Source organism: Salinibacillus aidingensis (assembly GCF_039522525.1).
GTDB classification, from domain to species: domain Bacteria; phylum Bacillota; class Bacilli; order Bacillales; family Alkalibacillaceae; genus Salinibacillus; species Salinibacillus aidingensis.
Window position 1 is genome coordinate 215,199 of record NZ_BAAADO010000003.1, and the last position, 18,681, is coordinate 233,879.

General features: G+C 40.1%; 21 protein-coding genes. 19 read left to right on the forward strand and 2 right to left on the reverse strand.

Features of this window, described 5'->3' with window-relative positions; genetic code table 11:
* The first annotated feature begins 102 nt into the window (after positions 1–102).
* The 10 genes from ABD006_RS07805 (at position 103) to ABD006_RS07850 (ending at position 8,570) form a co-directional block, all read left to right on the forward strand.
* Entirely contained in the window at positions 103–888 is a 786-nt protein-coding gene (locus tag ABD006_RS07805) for a CAP domain-containing protein (protein WP_343839500.1), read from the forward strand.
* A gap of 217 nt (positions 889–1,105) precedes the next feature.
* Complete coding sequence (locus ABD006_RS07810; RefSeq protein ID WP_044161138.1) at positions 1,106–1,300, forward strand: hypothetical protein; 195 nt, start codon at positions 1,106–1,108, stop codon at positions 1,298–1,300.
* A gap of 97 nt (positions 1,301–1,397) precedes the next feature.
* Positions 1,398–2,630 (forward strand): hemolysin family protein, encoded by a 1,233-nt coding sequence (locus ABD006_RS07815; protein ID WP_343839503.1) that lies wholly within the window; start codon positions 1,398–1,400, stop codon positions 2,628–2,630.
* A gap of 28 nt (positions 2,631–2,658) precedes the next feature.
* Positions 2,659–2,973: a GIY-YIG nuclease family protein gene (locus ABD006_RS07820; RefSeq protein WP_343839505.1), complete on the forward strand. Its 315-nt coding sequence runs from the start codon at positions 2,659–2,661 to the stop codon at positions 2,971–2,973.
* Between the two features lie 279 nt (positions 2,974–3,252).
* Positions 3,253–3,564, forward strand: coding sequence for a hypothetical protein (locus ABD006_RS07825; protein WP_343839507.1), 312 nt, complete (start codon positions 3,253–3,255; stop codon positions 3,562–3,564).
* A gap of 128 nt (positions 3,565–3,692) precedes the next feature.
* The gene (locus ABD006_RS07830; protein ID WP_343839509.1) at positions 3,693–4,505 is read left to right on the forward strand and encodes a bifunctional hydroxymethylpyrimidine kinase/phosphomethylpyrimidine kinase; all 813 of its coding nucleotides are present in this window, start codon (positions 3,693–3,695) and stop codon (positions 4,503–4,505) included.
* 460 nt (positions 4,506–4,965) lie between these two features.
* On the forward strand, positions 4,966–5,304 hold the full coding sequence (locus tag ABD006_RS07835) for a winged helix-turn-helix transcriptional regulator (protein WP_343839512.1): 339 nt from the start codon (positions 4,966–4,968) through the stop codon (positions 5,302–5,304).
* A 121-nt stretch (positions 5,305–5,425) separates the two neighbouring features.
* Entirely contained in the window at positions 5,426–7,459 is a 2,034-nt protein-coding gene (locus tag ABD006_RS07840) for a peptidoglycan D,D-transpeptidase FtsI family protein (protein ID WP_343839515.1), read from the forward strand.
* 211 nt (positions 7,460–7,670) lie between these two features.
* Complete coding sequence (gene sda, locus ABD006_RS07845; protein ID WP_343839518.1) at positions 7,671–7,844, forward strand: sporulation histidine kinase inhibitor Sda; 174 nt, start codon at positions 7,671–7,673, stop codon at positions 7,842–7,844.
* A gap of 252 nt (positions 7,845–8,096) precedes the next feature.
* On the forward strand, positions 8,097–8,570 hold the full coding sequence (locus ABD006_RS07850) for a DUF2512 family protein (RefSeq protein WP_343839521.1): 474 nt from the start codon (positions 8,097–8,099) through the stop codon (positions 8,568–8,570).
* Between the two features lie 80 nt (positions 8,571–8,650).
* On the opposite strand, the gene ABD006_RS07855 is transcribed toward ABD006_RS07850, so the two are convergent.
* Entirely contained in the window at positions 8,651–9,895 is a 1,245-nt protein-coding gene (locus tag ABD006_RS07855) for an MDR family MFS transporter (RefSeq protein ID WP_343839523.1), read from the reverse strand.
* A gap of 341 nt (positions 9,896–10,236) precedes the next feature.
* Here ABD006_RS07855 and chrA point away from each other — a divergent pair, with 341 nt between their 5' ends.
* The 7 genes from chrA (at position 10,237) to ABD006_RS07890 (ending at position 15,369) form a co-directional block, all read left to right on the forward strand.
* On the forward strand, positions 10,237–11,412 hold the full coding sequence (gene chrA, locus ABD006_RS07860) for a chromate efflux transporter (protein WP_343839525.1): 1,176 nt from the start codon (positions 10,237–10,239) through the stop codon (positions 11,410–11,412).
* 10 nt (positions 11,413–11,422) lie between these two features.
* Positions 11,423–11,815 carry a VOC family protein gene (locus ABD006_RS07865; RefSeq protein WP_343839527.1) on the forward strand — a complete coding sequence of 131 codons (393 nt, stop codon included), beginning with the start codon at positions 11,423–11,425 and terminating at the stop codon, positions 11,813–11,815.
* Positions 11,816–11,826: 11 nt separating this feature from the next.
* On the forward strand, positions 11,827–12,639 hold the full coding sequence (locus tag ABD006_RS07870; protein WP_343839529.1) for a cobalamin-binding protein: 813 nt from the start codon (positions 11,827–11,829) through the stop codon (positions 12,637–12,639).
* Between the two features lie 92 nt (positions 12,640–12,731).
* Positions 12,732–13,469, forward strand: a complete 738-nt coding sequence (locus tag ABD006_RS07875) for an AzlC family ABC transporter permease (protein ID WP_343839531.1) — start codon at positions 12,732–12,734, stop codon at positions 13,467–13,469.
* Entirely contained in the window at positions 13,466–13,759 is a 294-nt protein-coding gene (locus ABD006_RS07880) for an AzlD domain-containing protein (RefSeq protein ID WP_343839534.1), read from the forward strand. Before ABD006_RS07875 ends, ABD006_RS07880 begins: the two co-directional genes overlap by 4 nt.
* A 533-nt stretch (positions 13,760–14,292) precedes the next feature.
* The gene (locus tag ABD006_RS07885; RefSeq protein ID WP_343839536.1) at positions 14,293–14,781 is read left to right on the forward strand and encodes a hypothetical protein; all 489 of its coding nucleotides are present in this window, start codon (positions 14,293–14,295) and stop codon (positions 14,779–14,781) included.
* Between the two features lie 57 nt (positions 14,782–14,838).
* Positions 14,839–15,369, forward strand: a complete 531-nt coding sequence (locus tag ABD006_RS07890; RefSeq protein WP_343839537.1) for a GNAT family N-acetyltransferase — start codon at positions 14,839–14,841, stop codon at positions 15,367–15,369.
* A gap of 187 nt (positions 15,370–15,556) precedes the next feature.
* Here the strand turns inward: ABD006_RS07890 and ABD006_RS07895 are convergent, their stop codons facing one another.
* Positions 15,557–16,423 carry a cation diffusion facilitator family transporter gene (locus tag ABD006_RS07895; RefSeq protein WP_343839540.1) on the reverse strand — a complete coding sequence of 289 codons (867 nt, stop codon included), beginning with the start codon at positions 16,421–16,423 and terminating at the stop codon, positions 15,557–15,559.
* Positions 16,424–16,783: 360 nt separating this feature from the next.
* On the opposite strand from ABD006_RS07895, the gene ABD006_RS07900 reads away from it, so the two are divergent.
* Both ABD006_RS07900 and ABD006_RS07905 read left to right on the forward strand, forming a co-directional pair.
* Positions 16,784–17,026, forward strand: coding sequence for an IDEAL domain-containing protein (locus ABD006_RS07900; RefSeq protein WP_343839543.1), 243 nt, complete (start codon positions 16,784–16,786; stop codon positions 17,024–17,026).
* Between the two features lie 116 nt (positions 17,027–17,142).
* Entirely contained in the window at positions 17,143–18,624 is a 1,482-nt protein-coding gene (locus ABD006_RS07905) for a methyl-accepting chemotaxis protein (RefSeq protein WP_343839547.1), read from the forward strand.
* The last annotated feature ends 57 nt before the right edge of the window (positions 18,625–18,681 follow it).

Below are 18,681 nucleotides of genomic sequence, written 5' to 3' on the forward strand. Positions count from 1 at the left end.
TTTTTGATTAAATGAGATTATCGAATTGTAATTCCTTTCCATCTATAATTTTGAAATGTTTGTAAACCATAATAAAAAACATTCAAAAAGGAGTTTTGGTACATGATGAAAAAAAGGATATATATCATTAGTTTTATCAGCATCCTGTTTCTCCTGTTAGCTGCTTGTAATACAGAGGATAATGCTTTAAACAATGGAAATAATGATGACAATATTTCAAGTATTGCAACAGACTCATCCAGTAAGGATTACCCTCATACAACGCCTATCCGTATTCAGGATGCGAAGTACGAATTTAAACGTGTAGAAATGAGGCAGCAGCACGGTGATGGTCAGCAGCAAAGGAAGGACAATCAGCAGACAGAACAAAACCGACAGCAACAGGACAATCAACAGGCGCAACAACAGAATCAAAATATACCACAGCAGAATCAGAACAATCAACAGCAAAATCAAAAGAATCAGGGAAATGAACAAAATAATACGAATCAGGCCCAGCAGTCCGGAGATATCAAGGAATTTGAATCCCGTGTAATCGAACTGACCAATCAGGAAAGAAGAAATCAAGGATTACCTGAATTAAAGGCTGATGCAAACTTAAGTCAGGTAGCGCGGAAGAAATCGGCTGATATGCAGTCAAAAGGGTATTTCTCTCATACCAGTCCTACTTATGGTTCCCCTTTTGACATGATGAGGGACTTTGGCATTGATTACCAGACAGCAGGTGAAAACATCGCAAAGGGACAGTCAAGCCCTGAGCAGGTGGTAGAATCCTGGATGAACAGTCAAGGTCATCGGGAAAATATTTTAAGCAATAAATTCACACACATTGGTGTAGGCTATATCGAAAACGGTCATTACTGGACACAGATGTTTATAAGTAAATAACACATTAGAGAGCGCTGAGTCTGCCAGTGCTCTCTTTTTTTAAGGCGGAGATTGATCTGATTTGCGGGAATAATGGCTTGAATGGTCCTTAATTCATATACACGGCAAAATCGTTATTTAAAAAATGTCATAATTTTTATTAGATTTAAGCAGAATTATCATGGTAAACTCATAGTATAGAGATAATCATAATCATTAGAGGGGAGCAATGCCTTAAATGGAAGAGGAAGAAAAAAGGGTTTCGAAATTGTATCGAAGGATCTTGACTTCCGATGAAACACAAGGCCTGATTACTTTTCAACGCTTAGACAGAAATACTCAGGAAAAAGTAAAGAGAAAAATGGTACAAAATGGTTCCAACTCTGCTTATAAAGTATTAAGAAGAATAAATAACTTACAGGAGATTGATTAAGTTCAATCTCTTTTTCATTGTATGACAAACATACTACAAGTGTTTTATGAAATAATAAATCATAGCCACTAATTTCTGAAACTTTGGAGGACCCATTATGCTTATAGCTATTATCCTTCTGATTCTGACGTCACTATTTCTCTCGGGAAGTGAAACAGCATTAACTGCCGTAAACAAAATGAAAGTAAAGTCCCGGGCAGAAAATGATGACGTGAAATCAAAAAAACTATACAAGCTTATTTCCCATCCTGATGAACTTCTGACCGGTATTTTAATTGGGAATAATATTGCGAACATAGCTCTTCCAACCCTTGTAACAATGCTGGCACTGGATATTGGAATTAATGTTGGACTTGCCACTGGAATTTTAACGGTTGTTATTATTATTTTCGCAGAAGTCATTCCCAAGTCTATTGCGGCCACATTTTCTGATAAAATTGCATATATGGTGGCGCCGGTTATTGCCTTAATATTAACCATTCTAAAACCATTCACATTTGTATTATCTAAATTAACAGGTTTGTTGATTAAAATCCTGTCCAGAGGAGAAAAGCAGGAAGCAAGCTTCTCAAGGGAGGAATTTAAAACGATGATGGATATCGCCTCTAACGAAGGAACGCTGGAGAACGAAGAGTCCTACCGTATTAAAGGTGTTATAGACTTTTATAGCAAGGATGTTCGTGATGCCTTAAAGACACCAAGAATGGAAATTGTGGGAATTTCATCTGACAGTACCTTTGAGGAAACCAGAGATATTCTTTTGAATCACAATCATACTCGTTATCCAGTATATCAGGATACAATGGATAATATTGTGGGGGTTTTTCACTCCAAGCAGTTTTTAGGCTGGGCTCTGTCCGAACAAAATCAGACGCTTGCAGACTTTACGGATAATCAGCCCCTTTTTGTTGCGGAAACAACTTCGATTGAAAAAGTTTTTAAAATGATGCAAAAGAAAAAGCGGCACCTGGCGATTGTCATTGATGAGTACGGAGGTACAACCGGAATTATTACCCATGAGGATATCATTGAAGCAATGCTTGGACAGGAAATAGAGGACGAAACCGATGATGATGAAGAAATTTTAATTGATGAGTTAACCGATTCACATATGATATGCAGTGGTAAATTAGTCATTTCCAGACTGAATGATGTATTTCAGACTCGGATTCCGGAAGAGGAAGATATTCTGGCTGGTTTTCTCTATAAAGAGTTTGGTCATATCCCGTCGGAGGGTGAGGTGCTTGAATTTCAGCATCTCGAGTTTGAGGTATTAGAAATGGAAGATAATAAAATTCATAAGGTGAAAATAAGTAAAAATATCGTTTAATGGAAATGTAGGGTGAGGAGCGATTGATTTGTATTTTACTTATATACTCAGATGCGGGGATAATTCCCTTTATACAGGATATACAAGCCGGTTAAAGCATCGTTTAAAAATGCATCAGGAAGGGAAGGGGGCAAAATACACCCGGGGAAGAGGGCCTTTAAGCCTTGTGTATGCAGAGCCTCATCAGCAGAAATCAGCTGCCATGAAACGTGAATATCAGATCAAACAGATGAAAAAGGAGGATAAGGAAAGACTGATTCAAAGTCAATGTATAATTGTCAGTGTCCCAAGTAGCAACCAGGAGCTTGTTCCAAATGAAAAGGGCACATTCATAGAAAAATAAAACGAGTGCTAACAACCCATTCCGTGACCAATCGTTACGGAATGGTTTTTTTATCACGCATGAACTGGCCGTAAAACCCACACTTCAAGTCTGGAGGGTAACCCAACTAGACGAAGTGTGGGGTAAACGGCCAGTAAATTCCTGATAAGTTCAACTAACCATCAGTGGGGCATGGAGACTCCCCGCTGATGGAAGTTTCACTTTATGGTTTTAGGTCAAGGTTATCCTTTCATAACTTATAGTGATAGACCACTATATACAGAACTGTGAGGGAAGGATATGAAATCAGGAAAAGTTCTCACACTTGTTTTACAATGTTTTATTACAGTTATGCAGGCTTTACTGGGATTAAGAATCTTATTTAAACTGGTGAGTGCTTCCGAGGGATCGTTCGTACAATGGGTATATTTGTTAAGTGACCCTTTAGTCATCCCTTTTTCCGGTAGCTTTCCTCCTACAATGGTATCCGCAATGTTTTATGTTGATGTAGCAGCCATATTAGCTATGATTTTGTACACACTCGTTGGTTATCTGTTACTAAGGATAGTGGCCGGATCCCGAAAAAAGGATAGGAGTAAGTATTTATCCTGAATGAATGAAGCCTGCCATTGAACGGCCACTCGAGCAGTAGAATTATTTTTACATTCCGTAAAAAAGATGTATAATAAATTATCAAAACAAGTATTACTAAATAACTTTTCTATAAATGGGGGATAAATATGACACTACCAAAAGCACTAACGATTGCCGGTTCTGATAGTAGTGGCGGAGCAGGAATTCAGGCAGATTTAAAAACATTTCAGGAGCATGGCGTGTATGGAATGTCTGCATTGACGGTTATTGTGGCTATGAATCCACATAATCACTGGTCTCATGATACGTATCCAATCAATGCGGATACAGTACGTGCGCAGCTTTCGACCATTTTAGAAGGGGTAGGCGTCGATGTTATGAAGACAGGAATGCTCCCTACAGTGGAAATTATTGAAATAGCGGCTAAGGCTATTAAGGAGCACAACCTCAATCAGGCTGTCATCGATCCCGTTATGGTGTGCAAAGGGGCAGATGAAGTCATTTATCCTGAGCTTGCCGAGGCCCTTAGAGATGTTTTAACCCCTGTAGCGAAGATTGTGACCCCTAACCTATGGGAGGCCGGTCAGTTAAGCGGAATGGGGGCATTAACGACCGTAGAACAAATGAAGGAAGCAGCGGCAAAAATCCATGACTTAGGTGCAGAAAATGTATTGATTAAAGGTGGAAATAAACTGGAACATGAGAAGGCGCTTGATGTTTTCTTTGATGGTAAGGACCATGAAATTTTAGAAAGCGAAAAAATTGACACACCATATACACATGGAGCAGGATGTACGTATTCCTCCGCTATTACGGCTCAGCTGGCAAAGGGAGCAAGTGTGAAAGAAGCTGTCTATGGAGCAAAAAGGTTTATTACAGCAGCGATTCGCCACTCCTTTAAGTTAAATCAGTATGTGGGCCCTGTGAATCACGGTGCTCAGCGCTTCCATGGTGAATAGAAACATAGCAGCCCTGCTCTTAATCGAGCAGGGCTGTTTTTTTTGATTGTCTAGAAATTTATAAAATACAGACTATGTGGATAAGAAATCATGAGAGGTCACGTCCGGTTCCAGCGCCCAGCGACTTGCGTGACTTCCTTCACCTCCGTACGATAAGTCAACATCGACTCACAAGGTTCGTCGTGTTTCCTTTTCCGCGTGTTACCCCTGTAAGAAATAAGTGGGGGATGAACCCTCACTAATTGAAGTTTCACTTTATCTCCTCCGGCTCAGTCCAGTCCGTACGTCGCTAATAAGAAAAGCGGAGGCGACTGTTCAGGTCATGCGGGATAAGACGAAGACATGTAGTGGCATGGGTTTGGCCACGGAATGGCTTTGGCTTATATCCGCCTTTGTTCTAAAAACAGCGGTTTCATAGTTTCAATGGAACGGTTATAATTGGGATAAGGGGTGAAGGAAAATGAAACAATATGAGCTATGCCCTAAATTTGAAAAAGCGATGAATTTACTAAATAAACGGTGGACAGGTCTCATTATTTATCAGCTTTTATTTGGGTCTCAGCGATTTTCTGAAATAGAATCAGCGCTTCCTGTAAGTGGCAGACTTCTATCTGAAAGATTAAAAGAACTGGAAGAAGAGGGAATTGTGACCCGAAAGGCCTATGCAGAAGTCCCTGTTCGCGTGGAATATACGTTAACGGCAAAGGGGCGGGAACTGGAACCAGTCATCAAAGCCATTCAAGATTGGTCTGGTAAGTGGATAAGCCATATTGATACAAAAGAAGCGAATTATAATTAAAAAGGGTCCAATTTTATGGATCTTTTTTATTTTTGATAAACCATAATTTTCTAGTTTTGGCTTTATAGAAATGGTAAAATAAAGAAAGAAATTCATCAAATAGTTGGGGGAGTAGGAAGCCGTGAAACCTAAGTCACATTTGCCTTTCCGGCTTAATATTTTATTTTTTGCGATATTTTTGCTGTTTTCCTTTTTAATTGTACAATTGGGAATTGTGCAGATTCTCACGGGGGAAGAGGCGCAGGAGGTTCTTGATGAAACAGAGAACACGGTCACCAATATTCCTGTTCCCAGAGGAAAATTGTATGATCGGGATGGGAATATATTAGTAGATAATAAATCCCGGTATGCCATCACGTACACACCACCTAAAAATGTTCAGCCGGAGAAGAAGTTGGAGATTGCTCAAACCCTCTCGAATTATATCGAGATGGAGGAGCGTCAAATCACGGAGAGAGATATGAAGGATTATTGGATTCTGACCCATCGTGAGGAGGCCTATGCCCGTTTATCCAAAACTGAAAAGCAGCGTATGGATGATGAAGAGCAGTACCAGACCGTTTTAGACCGAATTACCAAATATAATTTGGAAAGCTTATCCGAAAAAGAATTAGAAGTTGCTGCGATTAAACGTGAGCTTGATGAAGCCATCGAGCTGACCCCTCATATTGTTAAAAATAAGGGTGTTACCAAAGAGGAATATGCTACGGTAGCTGAGCACATCAATGAAATGCCTGGCATAAATGTTTCTACGGACTGGGCTCGGACATTTCCTCAAGGAGAAACATTTGTAAATTTTATCGGAGGAATTTCAGATCATGAAGACGGGATTCCCAGAGATAATGTAGATTATTATCTGACCAGAAATTATAACCGTAATGAGCGTGTCGGCGAAAGCTTTCTGGAACAGCAGTATGAGGAGTTCCTTGCTGGACAGAAGGAGCAGTACCGTCATGTTACAGACCAAAATAATAATGTGATTCGGTCGGAATTAATCCAGAAAGGAAAACAAGGGAAGGACCTCGTTTTATCTGTGGATATGGAACTGCAAAAAAAAGTAGATCAAATTGTTAAAGAAGAGCTTGAAAAGATTATTCATAAACCAGCCAATCGTCACTTAAATAAAGGTCTTGTGGTTATGATGAAACCTAAAACAGGTGAAATTCTTACGATGACAGGCATTCGTTATCATCGGGCTACAGAAGATAAACCTGCTTTTTTTGCGGATGAGTCCTATCGTACGGTATATGATGCACATTTACCAGGTTCTGCAGTGAAGGGAGCTTCAGTGTTAGCCGGCTTTCAATCAGGGGTGATTACGAAAAATACGGTTTTTGTCGACCGACCTATTAAAATTGCCAGTACGGATACGAAACGTTCCTGGACGGATTTAGGTCCGGTTAACTATTTAACAGCACTTGAGCGATCATCAAACGTTTTTATGTTCTTTATTGCTATGCGCATGGGAGGAGATTATTCCTACGTACCGAACGATAATCTTAACTTTAATACCGAGGCATTTACGGAAATGCGAAATTATTTTAAACAATTTGGATTAGGGGTTGAAACCGGGATTGACCTCCCATATGAAGCAACAGGTCTTGAAGGAGATAAAGAAACTGGTGGTCTCCTCATGGACTATGCGATTGGACAATATGAGCCTTTTACTACATTGCAATTAGCGCAATATGTTTCTACGATTGCAAACGATGGATACCGTGTTAAGCCGCATTTAGTCAATGAAATCCGTTATCCAGGTACTGAGGAACAGTTAGGACCGATTTATAAGACCATAGGCCCTGAAATTATAAATAAAATTGAAATGGATGATGAGTATATACAGGCCGTCCAAAACGGTTTTTACCGGGTATTCAATGGTAGTAATGGTACGGCTGCAGGCACCTTCAGAAATCTTCCTTATGTAGCCGCCGGAAAAACAGGAACAGCAGAGAAGCCCCTTTTTGATGAAGATGGGAATCGGGTGGCTAATACAGAAAACTTAACATTGGTAGGATATGCACCATATGATGATCCTGAAGTTGCTTTTGCCATTGTTGTTCCTCAGGTTGGCAGAAGTGCCGGGGAAGGGATTAACAGGAATATAGGAAAAAGGATATTAGATGCCTACTTTCAACAACAAGAAAATGAAGAGTAACAAGAATGGTATCTGATTAAACAGGTGCCTTTTTCCATTTATCACAATTTGTCAAAAAATTTCTAAAAATGATGTTGAAACGGAGATATAAGTTATTGTAAGATAAAATTAATATCAGATTAGGTGATTTTTTGGCTTTTGATGTAAAAAAAATACAAATAGAAGGAATAAAGAATCATGTAAGTGATTTATTCAAAAAAGAGGTGTTCGTATGTTTAAACATCTGTCCGATCAGGCTCTTGAAGAGGCTCATAAAAATGCAGTAGGGTTGAAACTGGATAAGGATTTCATAGCGATTCTTGAAAGAGAAATGAAAAACCGCGGTTTATCCTATGAAATAACTTCAGGTAAGACGACATATTTTAAGCAACCATTGATCCCTTAAAATCCCCGCACACTGCTTCTGAAAAAACGATCTCTACGCCTATGAACGAATATTCCATTACATTATATTGGTATTATAATCGTCTGAAGATGAATCAGCAGTTGTGTAGGACTGTTGATCCATCTTTTTTGTGGCTAAGAAATCATGAGAGGCGACATCCGGCTCCAGCGCTCAGCCGTTTAACATGACTTCCTTCATATAAACTGCATAATTTCCTCCATGTTTGAAAATAGTAAAAGTGGAGGTGAAATTGTGAGACACTTAATGGCGCTTGGAATTAAGTTTGTCGTTATTTGTACAGTAATATTATCGCTTTACACTGTTTTCCAGAATACAGGCTTGCTTAGTTTGTTTGGAATCAGTGTGTTACTAGTCGGTCTGGGGTATTTGCTGGGCGATTTATTAATCCTGAGAAGATTTGGAAACCTGACAGCAACTTTATCTGACTTTGCATTATCTTTTCTAGTCTTATTTTTCTATGGTATGATTAATGATATTCCGACATGGGAATCAGGTAATATGGCTTTATTCAGCGCTTTTTTTATTACAATGTCGGAAGGATTATTCCATTTTTATATGCAAAACCATGTTTTTGGTGAAGCGGAGTATACGGATGTCAGCCGAACGACAAGACGAATAAATTCCCGTCAAATGCAGACCGAAACCTCAGATGAAGTGTTCCCTTACGATGTGAGGAGAAAAAAACGTCGGAAAAAACGACAATAACAAGAGACCAGGATTGTTGAAGGCAGAATCATAAGAGAATAAATCTCTAAAACTCCTTCAAACATCCTGGTCTTTTCGGTTTAATTTTGTTTTGCAAGCTCTCTGCGTTGTTTCAGATCAGGTAAAATCTTATAAATAATCATCATGCCCAGTAATCCGCAGGCCAATATTAGAAACGACATTATTTCTTTAGTAAAAATGGCACCGAGCGAAACAAATACAGAACTAAGCATCATGGATCCGTTAAAGACCATACCGTAAACAGCCATATAGGAGCTTCGTTTTTCATCACTTGGAATGCTGGCCATGTAATCCGACTGTATAGGGACCCGCATTAATTCTCCAATTGTAGCGACAATCATAAATATAAACAACATCCATATATTGTTGACGTAGCTGATCCCGACATATCCAACGGTAAAGATAAGAATGGATGAAAGAAAAGCTCTGTCTTCTTTTAGAGTTGTCACCCATTTCGTAATAAATACTGTAAGCAACACAACAATAATAGTATTTTCAGACTTTAGAAATCCAACCATTTCCACACCTGTCACATCCATAAAAAGCAAAGATTGCTCAGGCATATCCTCATTTAATCGAACCCCAATGTAGTTTTCCATTTGATTTTCGATGGACTGAATAAAAAGCCCCGCCAGGACAAAATAAAGAAACACCTTATCAAAAGCCACTTCTTTGTAGCTTTTGGCAATATTTCTTAAAACGCGTTTTTCTCTCGTTTGCTCCTGTCCCTCCATGGTCTCTTTAATGAAAAAGATGACTAAGATATTGGATATAATTCCCGTAACCGAAAGAATAATCAACAGTTCATATAAATAATGATCAAACATGAGTGCTCCGATAATACCACCAATAGCAAATGCAAGGTTAAAGCTCCAGTATAATAATGCGTAAACCCCTTTACGCTGATCAGGCTTGGTAATATCAATAATCATCGCATCTGCTGCCGGACCATCCAGCCCAAAGGAGGCCATAATCAAGAGAGTCATTATAAATGTTATCTCGGGCGAAACAAGTACAGGAGAATTTGCTATGGCCATGACAATAAAAGCAAACATACGTATGATTCCTGCAACAACCATTAATTTTTTTCTGCCCATCCGATCTGAGTAGTAGCCGCCATATAAGCCTGTTATGAGTCCGATGAATACATTAAGTAATAGAAGGATACCGGTTATTTTTGCGCCAAAGTGCTCGGCAAAATAGATAGCCATAAATGGAAAAATAGCGCCGGACACGATATCCGTGAAAAATATCTGGATAATTCGAACTTTTATATTAGAATGATAGTCTCTGAATCTGGTCATAGGTTCCCTCCGTTCCTGGTGATTGTTATATAATAGTGATATAGCTGTCAGGCTTTCCTAATCATATACGAAACCGATAAAAATGAACACGGTCTCCAGGATGAAATTTTTTGTTTATCCCTCCGATTAGAGGTGGATATGGATTCATACCCTGGACTTGTTTCCCGAAATATTAAGATTATGTAAAGATTTTAAGTCGAAATTGAAAGGTTCATAGACGATTCGGTAAGATTAAGGCAGTAAAAATATACGAAGCAGACTGTTTTTCAAGGGCTGCTGATTGCTCGTGTCTGCAGTAATTCAAAGAAACAGATACAGAAATAGATTAAGGAGGAGCATAAGTGAATGTAGGCAGATATCTGGAGATACTCGCAGTTTCGTTTAGATTGGGGCTTACCTCTTTTGGAGGACCGGTCGCTCACCTTGGTTATTTTCAGGATGAATATGTGAAACGCAGGAAATGGCTGGATGACCGTACATATGCGGATTTAATTGCCCTTTGTCAGTTTCTTCCCGGCCCTGCCAGCAGTCAGGTGGGAATTTCAATTGGAATGGTCCGGGGAGGGGTGCTTGGTGGCCTATTAGCCTGGATTGGATTTACCCTTCCTTCTGTAGTCGCACTTATAGTATTTGCATTATATGTTCAGCAGGTAGATACAGGTGGTTCCGTTTGGATTGAAGGATTAAAGCTGGTTGCGGTTGCTGTTGTTGCTCATGCCATTTTAAATATGGGAAAAAAACTTACCCCTGACCGGCCAAAAATTGCAATTGCGGTTATAGCGGCGATTGCGGTGCTCTTTTATCAAACGGCTTTCGCACAAATTGCTGTTATTGTGTTAGCAGGAATTGTGGGGTATCTATCGTTTAAGCATTCAGACCTTCCTGAAGGTGCTGATATTCAGTTAAATTTAAGGAAAAGCTTTGGAATCATAAGTCTGATTCTTTTCTTTGGCTTATTAATCTTTTTACCTGTCATGTCAGGTTTCTTTTCTAATATATATGTTCAGCTCGTTGATATCTTTTATCGCATAGGCTCGATTGTCTTTGGAGGGGGGCATGTTGTTTTACCTCTATTAGAAAGAGAGGTTGTACCCCCGGGATTGATTTCAGAGGAAGTATTTTTAGCGGGCTACGGTGCAGCGCAGGCTGTTCCAGGACCTTTATTTACCTTTTCGAGTTTTATAGGGACCAGTATTGAAGGCATATCAGGCGGTCTTGTGGCTGTACTTGCCATGTTCTTTCCTTCCTTTTTGCTTCTCATTGGTGTTTTGCCATTTTGGAATACCATCAGGAAAAAGAAATCTATTCGTGCAGCCCTGCTGGGAGTGAATGCTGCCGTTGTAGGAATATTAATTGCAGCGCTGTATGATCCGATTTGGACCAGTGCTGTTGATCAAACGAAGGACTTTGCCGTGGTTTTAGCTTCTTTTGCCTTCCTTTATTTTTGGAAGGTACCTGCGTGGCTAATTGTTATATTTACAGTTCTCTTTAACGTTTTGTTATCTGGATTACTATAGGGGTGATGTTATGAGAGTAAAGGGGTTTAATCATATTACAATCAACATTTCAGATCTGCAGCGTTCACTGCAGTTTTATCAAAATGTATTAGGTATGGATTTGGTTCATAGAGGCCGCACAGATGCTTATTTAGAGTGGGGAGACGCGTGGGTATGTCTTCTGGAGAATAAAAAATTACATCGATCAGAAAAAAAGAAACTCGGGGTCGATCATTTTGCATTTTCCATTGATGACGAGGATTTTTTTGCTGCGGTTCATCAATTAGAACATTATCACGTAAATATAGTAAGAGGTCCGGTTAAGCGAGGAAAAGGGTGGACCATTAATTTTCTGGATCCGGATGGAATTGAAATGGAACTGCATACATCTGATTTACAGGAACGGATGACGGTTTGGGAGTAAGGAGGAAAAAGATGCGACTGGTTTCCATTTGTCCAAGTAATACAGAAATTGTAGAGTATTTAGGCCTTACTGACCATCTGGCAGGAGTGGATGATTTCTCGGACTGGCCGGAAGTGGTTCAGCGATTACCGAAGCTCGGACCTGATTTAGACATTGACATGGATAAGGTTGAAGCATTAAAACCTGACTTAGTACTGGCATCCTTAAGTGTTCCGGGTATGGAAAAAAATGTGGAGGAGCTGAAGCGAAGAAATCTTCCACACATTGTTTTAGATCCCGACTCATTGGAAGAGATTGGAGAGAATTTACTATTTGCCGGCCGTTACTTAGGTGTTTCATCTAAGGCGAAGGAAATCTATCAATTTTACAAAAACCGAATAGAGGAATATCGTTCTTTAGCTAATCAAATCACAAATAAAAAAAGAGTTTACTGGGAATGGTGGCCAAAGCCTGTTTTTACCCCCGGAAGGATGAACTGGCTCACGGAAATCAGCCAACTGGCAGGAGCCTGCAATGTTTTTGCTTCGGAAGATCAGGCGAGTGTACAAACGGATTGGGAGAAGGTCAGACAACAGAATCCTGATACGATTATAATGGTCTGGGTAGGTGTCATAACGGAGAAGATGAACCCTGAACTTGTTCGCCGGCGGCCTGGATGGGAGCAAATGAAGGCTGTAAAACATAACGAAATTCTAGTGTTAGATGAAAGTCTATTTTGCAGGCCATCCCCGCGTTTGATAGAAGGACTGGAAAAGCTCGCTTCCCAGTTACATCCGGAAATTTTCCCGGCATATACCGGGAAAGATCCTCTGCTAAAATCATGAATAATTCCAGGGATACTCTTCTCAAATATTTATAAATCATTTATAATAGATACAATTTTCAAATAACCGTTATGGTTGGGGGAATTTTACATATGCAGGCAAACTCTGCTGAGAATACGACTAAACTGTCTTCCGAATTAAGTGCTGCTATTAAATCAGGTCTTGCAAAAGGATTTCCCATCTGCTTAGGGTATATTCCAATTGCCATTGCCTATGGTGTGCTTGCTGCCCAATCGATGACCCTTTTTCAACTGACAGCTATGAGTGTCCTTGTCTTTGCAGGAGCTTCACAGTTTATGGGGGCCAAGATGATTGGGGCGGGAAATGGTCTTGTAGAAATCGTTGTGGCCACTTTTGTTTTGAACTTCCGGCATTTTGTCATGAGTTTATCCTTTATGAATAAAGCCCGGCCTGTCCCTTTTAGCTGGAAGGTACCATTGTCACTTGGGTTAACAGATGAAACATTTGCGGTTTCCTCTTTACACGGAGAGGAAGCCAAAAAGCCATATGGCAAGGTGTTCTTTGCCACATTAATGCTTTTGGCTTATTCTGCATGGGTTGGAGGTTCATTCGTAGGAGGTTTGTTAGGGGAACTCATTCCTGAGCAATTAAGTCAGAGCATGAATATCGCCCTTTATGCGATGTTTATTGGCTTGCTGGTCCCTTCTGTGAAAAAGGAATGGAGAGTAGGACTGATTGCTATTATAAGCATGATTATCAATTATGCTCTCATTACTTTGAATATGGCAGAAGGGTGGGCGATTGTACTGTCGACGATTATTGGCGGTTCACTCGGGATTTTTCTGCTTAAAGGAGATGACGATAAGTGATCTGGGCCATTATTATCGGAATGTCAATCGTAACTATTGTACCAAGAATAATACCTGTATTTTTAGTGGATAAAGCCTCTTATCCGAGTTGGATTAATCGCTGGCTTGATGCTATTCCGTATGCCGCTTTAGGCGCACTTATTTTCCCGGGTATTATGACTGTAATTCCGGACCAGCCTGTTATCGGCCTTATCGGTGGAGTTATGGCCATTGTTATTGCATTTTTTGAAGTAAATGTGATTTTTGCGGTTATTGGCGCAATTGTAACAGTGTACTTACTAACAATGTGATCCCTCCGCTTATCTATTTGTTTGGCACATTCATTTTTGGTATGAGAGTCATTTTGGTTAATGCATTTCTTCTGTTTGGTCTTCATTCCTATTATGAAGGCCATTTCAACCCATTTTTTCTGGAGAGGCCAGGACAAAATTTTTTATCTAAAGGTAAATCCGAATTGTGATAGACAAAACTAATTCGCATGGTCATAAAACGAATAAAAGGATACCTTAGCGGAGGAAATATACGTAGACTCCTGCGGGAGGAAGGCCTAGGTGAGACCCCGCAGTGCGATAGCGCGAGGAGGCTCACCAGCCGCCCGCGGCAAAGAAGACACTACGATAACGACCTTTAGAGAGTTTGAGTAGATGTCGCATTTGTGCCCTTGGGTGAAAGCGAAGTATATTTCCGGAGCGGTGGTTCCTGCACCTTGGCTTCGCTTAAACCACCAGAACTGATTATAGTCGCCTCCGCTTTTCTTAATCACATTCTTTCTGTTCCTTTCATAGTTTATAGGGACACTTCACTATAGAGGGGAATGGATTGTATGTACAGACAAAATGATAATGGATTTAGCCAATTTGATGGATTTTTTGATATGTTTCAGCAGCAGTCCCCGGGTCAGGGACCACCATTTGGTCAAGGCCCTTTTCAGGGACCTGGTCAAGGGCCACCGTTTGGACAGGGGCCGGGCCAGGGAGCAGGACCACCGTTTGGTCAGGGCCAGGGCCAATTGCCTCAGGTACCTCCTTCTCTGCCAGATTTGTCTCAGGAAGGATTTTCCGGTCAGTTTGGCTCAGGTTATCAAGGACAGTTTGGAGACGGCCCCTCAGTTCAAGCCGTTGACCCTGGCTCTTTTCAGGGATGTTTAAGAAGATTGACATTGGTGCGCATGACAAATGGCCGAAGATTCTGGTTTTATCCAACCTATATCGGAAGAACGTCGGTAGCTGGTTACAGGTGGTTCCCGCGTCGAAATCAGTGGGCTTACACAGGATTTGATACAGATCGTGTTGAATCCTTTCAATGCTATTAACAGTAATCCAGCTGTAGATTTGTTCTACAGCTGGATTCGTTTAAATGGGGGATTGAAATGTATACTGTGCGAAAGGCTTCCTTTCATGATGCAGCTGGTATTGCTCATGTTCATGTAGATAGCTGGAGAAGTACATATAAAGATCTGGTCCGCAAACAGGACTTGGATCAGGAAACATCTTATGAAAATCGAAAAGCATTTTGGGAAACGATTTTGAAAAAGCATTATAAAAATCAGATTCTTTACGTTGGGGTTAATGAACAGAATCAGGTGATTGGTTTTATTTCAGGTGGTGCTGAACGATCAAAGAAGTTTGACTATGATGGGGAGATTTATGCCGTCTATATTCTGGAGCAATATCAGGGCTTCGGACTTGGGAAAGCATTGTTGAATGCCTTTATGAAGGAAGCCCTGCAGCTTGGCTATCAATCAGTATTAGTATGGGTATTAACAGCTAACCCATCCGGTAAATTTTATGAATATTTTGGGGCTAAGCCTATTGAAGCTGAAGAAATAACGATTGGTGAAGGTACATATGAGGAAACAGCTTTTGGCTGGCCGCAGATTAATAAAAATCCATCTGCCTAGTGGGACTGGGTCTGAAAAGTTGAAACCCATAGCATGGTCTATCTCATGCTATGGGTTATTTATCACGTATTAACTGGCCGTAATACCCCCACTGATGGAGTTTCACTTTGTGTTGGTATAGGAAAATTTGTGGAATAAGGAGAGGTGACGTTTGGCTCCAGCGCCCAGCCGCCTAATCAGATTTCCCTCACTTATAAGGTTCAATATGAATATGGGTATGGTGAATATGAAAGGCCTCGGCTAAATATTCTTCAACCTGATCTGTTATTTGGTGACTTTCTTCGACTGTTAATTCAGGGTGAACTAAAATCGTCGCATCAACCAGAATCTGGTTTCCATGTAACCGTGCTTTGATATCCTTCACTTCCTGAACTCCTTCAACTTTAGCCATACCTTTTTTAATTTGTTTAATTTCCTTACTGTCAAAACCATCTGTAAGCGTAAGGGATGCATCTTTAAAAATGTCAAAGGCCGTTTTACAGATGATAAGACCAACAATAATACCAGCTATAGGGTCCATCCAGGATAAACCGAAGTGACTTCCGATAATCCCTCCGAAGGCACCAATACTGACCAGGGCGTCTGATAGGTTGTCCTGTGACTGTGCATACAAGGAGCTGCTTTTAATCTTTTTAGCCAAAAATAAATTATACCGATAGACACCAAACATAATAGTCGCACTAAATAACGCTGTATAACCAGCAAGCATATTGGGGGTTTCCAGCTCATGTTCTGAGAGTTTTGTAAATGAATTGAAAACAACTTCGATGCCGACTGTGATCATCACAAAAGCAGCGACTAACGACGCAATAGATTCAGCGCGGAAATGTCCATAGTGGTGATCCTGGTCCGGGGGCTTTCTGGATATTTTCAGACCTATTAATACAGCGATGGAGGCGACCACGTCTGTAGCATTATTCAGTCCATCAGCCCTTAAAGCCTGGGATCCGGCAATATAAGCAATGATGAGTTTAAGAGAGGATAAAAATAAATAAGATGAAATGCTGAGCCAGGCACCTTTCTCTCCCCGTTTTAAATCGTAATATTCCTGCATGATTCTTTCCTCCGATTAGGGTGCATTCGTAATATATAGCGTAACAGACCAAATAGTAAAGGTCTAGAATGAATTGCCTGCATCCGTATGTACGCCTATATTTTGTTCGAAATTCGTTGAGTTAAACGGTATATTCAGATAGGTATGAGAAGAAATTGATTTTCACTAAATTTCAGAAGTTTATGACATCCGTTTAAAAGGGAAAAGACTTTTAAACATATTCTATACAATAAGCAAGCATTTACCTTTATAACTTTCTTAATGAAAATAAGATTTATGGAATAAAAATTCATTTTAGATTATTGAAAATTTTCCGAATTTCTTAGATAATAGTAAAAAGGGAACAAGGGGGGATGTTCCGTGAAAAAGCAGAAGCAGTCCTATATCTTAGTGAAATATGAAAATTGTTCACCACAGCCGTTTAAGGCAAAAAAAGAAATCTCCTATGAAATTAAATTGGCATCACGATTAATCCTGGATGAATTAACGTTTAGTCATAATAAAGCCGTTATTGAAAAGCAGATCAATTCGGCGATTGATTCAGACAATCGCAGCGAATTTTATGAATTAAGCAAAAAGTACCAGCCGTTTATAAAAGAATAAGAGAACAGGGTATTTTGTTAAATCCTTTGTCATTTTGTATGACAAAGGATTTTTTAAAGGAGTTTGTCAAAGATTGGCGAATCTAAAGAGTAATAGGAAAGAGATGGAGGGTGAAAATGGAAGGGAAAACGTTTAATCATAGCTATTTTCAGCGAAAGCAAAACCGGATATTACTGCAAATACTCACATTTGGAGTTGTTTTAGGCTTAGGTGCTGAAATTGCCGTTGGGGCTCCGTTGCCGAACATGATTGCACTTGGAGGAATAGGGGGACTTATTGTTGCACTCATTTTAATATTACATATTAGGCATTGGCTCCCTCATGCTATTCCTTATTTATCCATTACGGGGATTTCCATTGTTTCAATGGTCATTATACATAGTTCGGATTATGTGACCAATATGCTGTTTGTGTTTTTCTTACTTGCGGTCGCTGCTATCGCCCTGTCACTAAGAGTTTTAACAACAGGAGCCATCATGGGACTTGGAGTGATGGTTTATTTTATTATCCTGAAGGGCGATGTTGTAGGCTTTGATGGTCGGGCGATTGTTATGACATTAGTGTTCTATACTTTAGTCTTTACACTGCTCTATATTCAGGTTCTTATTGCAAAAGAACTATTGAAGGGTGTACAGGATTCCCTGGATCAATCCAATAAGTTGCTGGCCGACCGTGAACAGCAAAACAACCAAATTAAAAAAACAGCTAAAACCGTACACCAATCGATTCGGAATATTAATGAAAGCAGCCAAAAACAGTCGCAGGCCATGCGTGAAATGAATCAGTCCTTTAAGGAAGTTGGAGGAGCCTCAGAATCACAGGTTGAGTCTGTGTCCAATATTACAGCTTTGACAAGCGAATCAAATAATAAGGTATCTCAAATGATGAAGTCTTTTGAATATCTTGGTCAGACTGGTGAAGAGGTTTTGTCCTCATCAAATACTGGTGAAGCATCTCTTAAAAAGCTGGGCGAAACGATGGAAGGATTCCAGCAATCATTTCAGACGATGCAGCAGAATATGAATGTCCTGACGGAAAAAATAAGGGAAGCGACAGGATTTACCGGTCAGATACAGGATATAGCAGAACAGACGAATCTGTTAGCCCTTAATGCGAGCATTGAAGCGGCTAGGGCCGGAGATGCAGGCAAAGGTTTTGCAGTGGTTGCAGAAGAAATCCGTAAACTTGCGGAAGTGTCCAATACGACAGCTAAGCAAATTGACGAAACATTAAAAGCTGTGGAAGAAGACGCCAGCCAGACCCATCATCATGTAAAACTAAATGATGACAAGTTAATGGAAAGTCTCTCCATAACAAGGGATGTGACAGATTCATTAATTGAAATCGGTAAAAATATTCATATATTTATTGATCAGTTGCGTGAGTTTGGACAGGAAGCAAAAATTATCCAGGACTCCTCAGATGGGATCGATCAATCGGTCAATGAATTAGCTTCGTTAATAGAAGAATCAACAGCGACGATGGAACAGATGCAGACGACCGTCCAGGAGCATTTAGAACGCCAGGAACATCTATTGAAAGCTGTGGAACAGACAAGCCGTGCGATGTCCAAGCTGGAGGAGCACCAGCAGAGTTAATCTAATCATCAATCAAATTCATGCTATACGACTCTATATCAAAATGTTATATTTGAA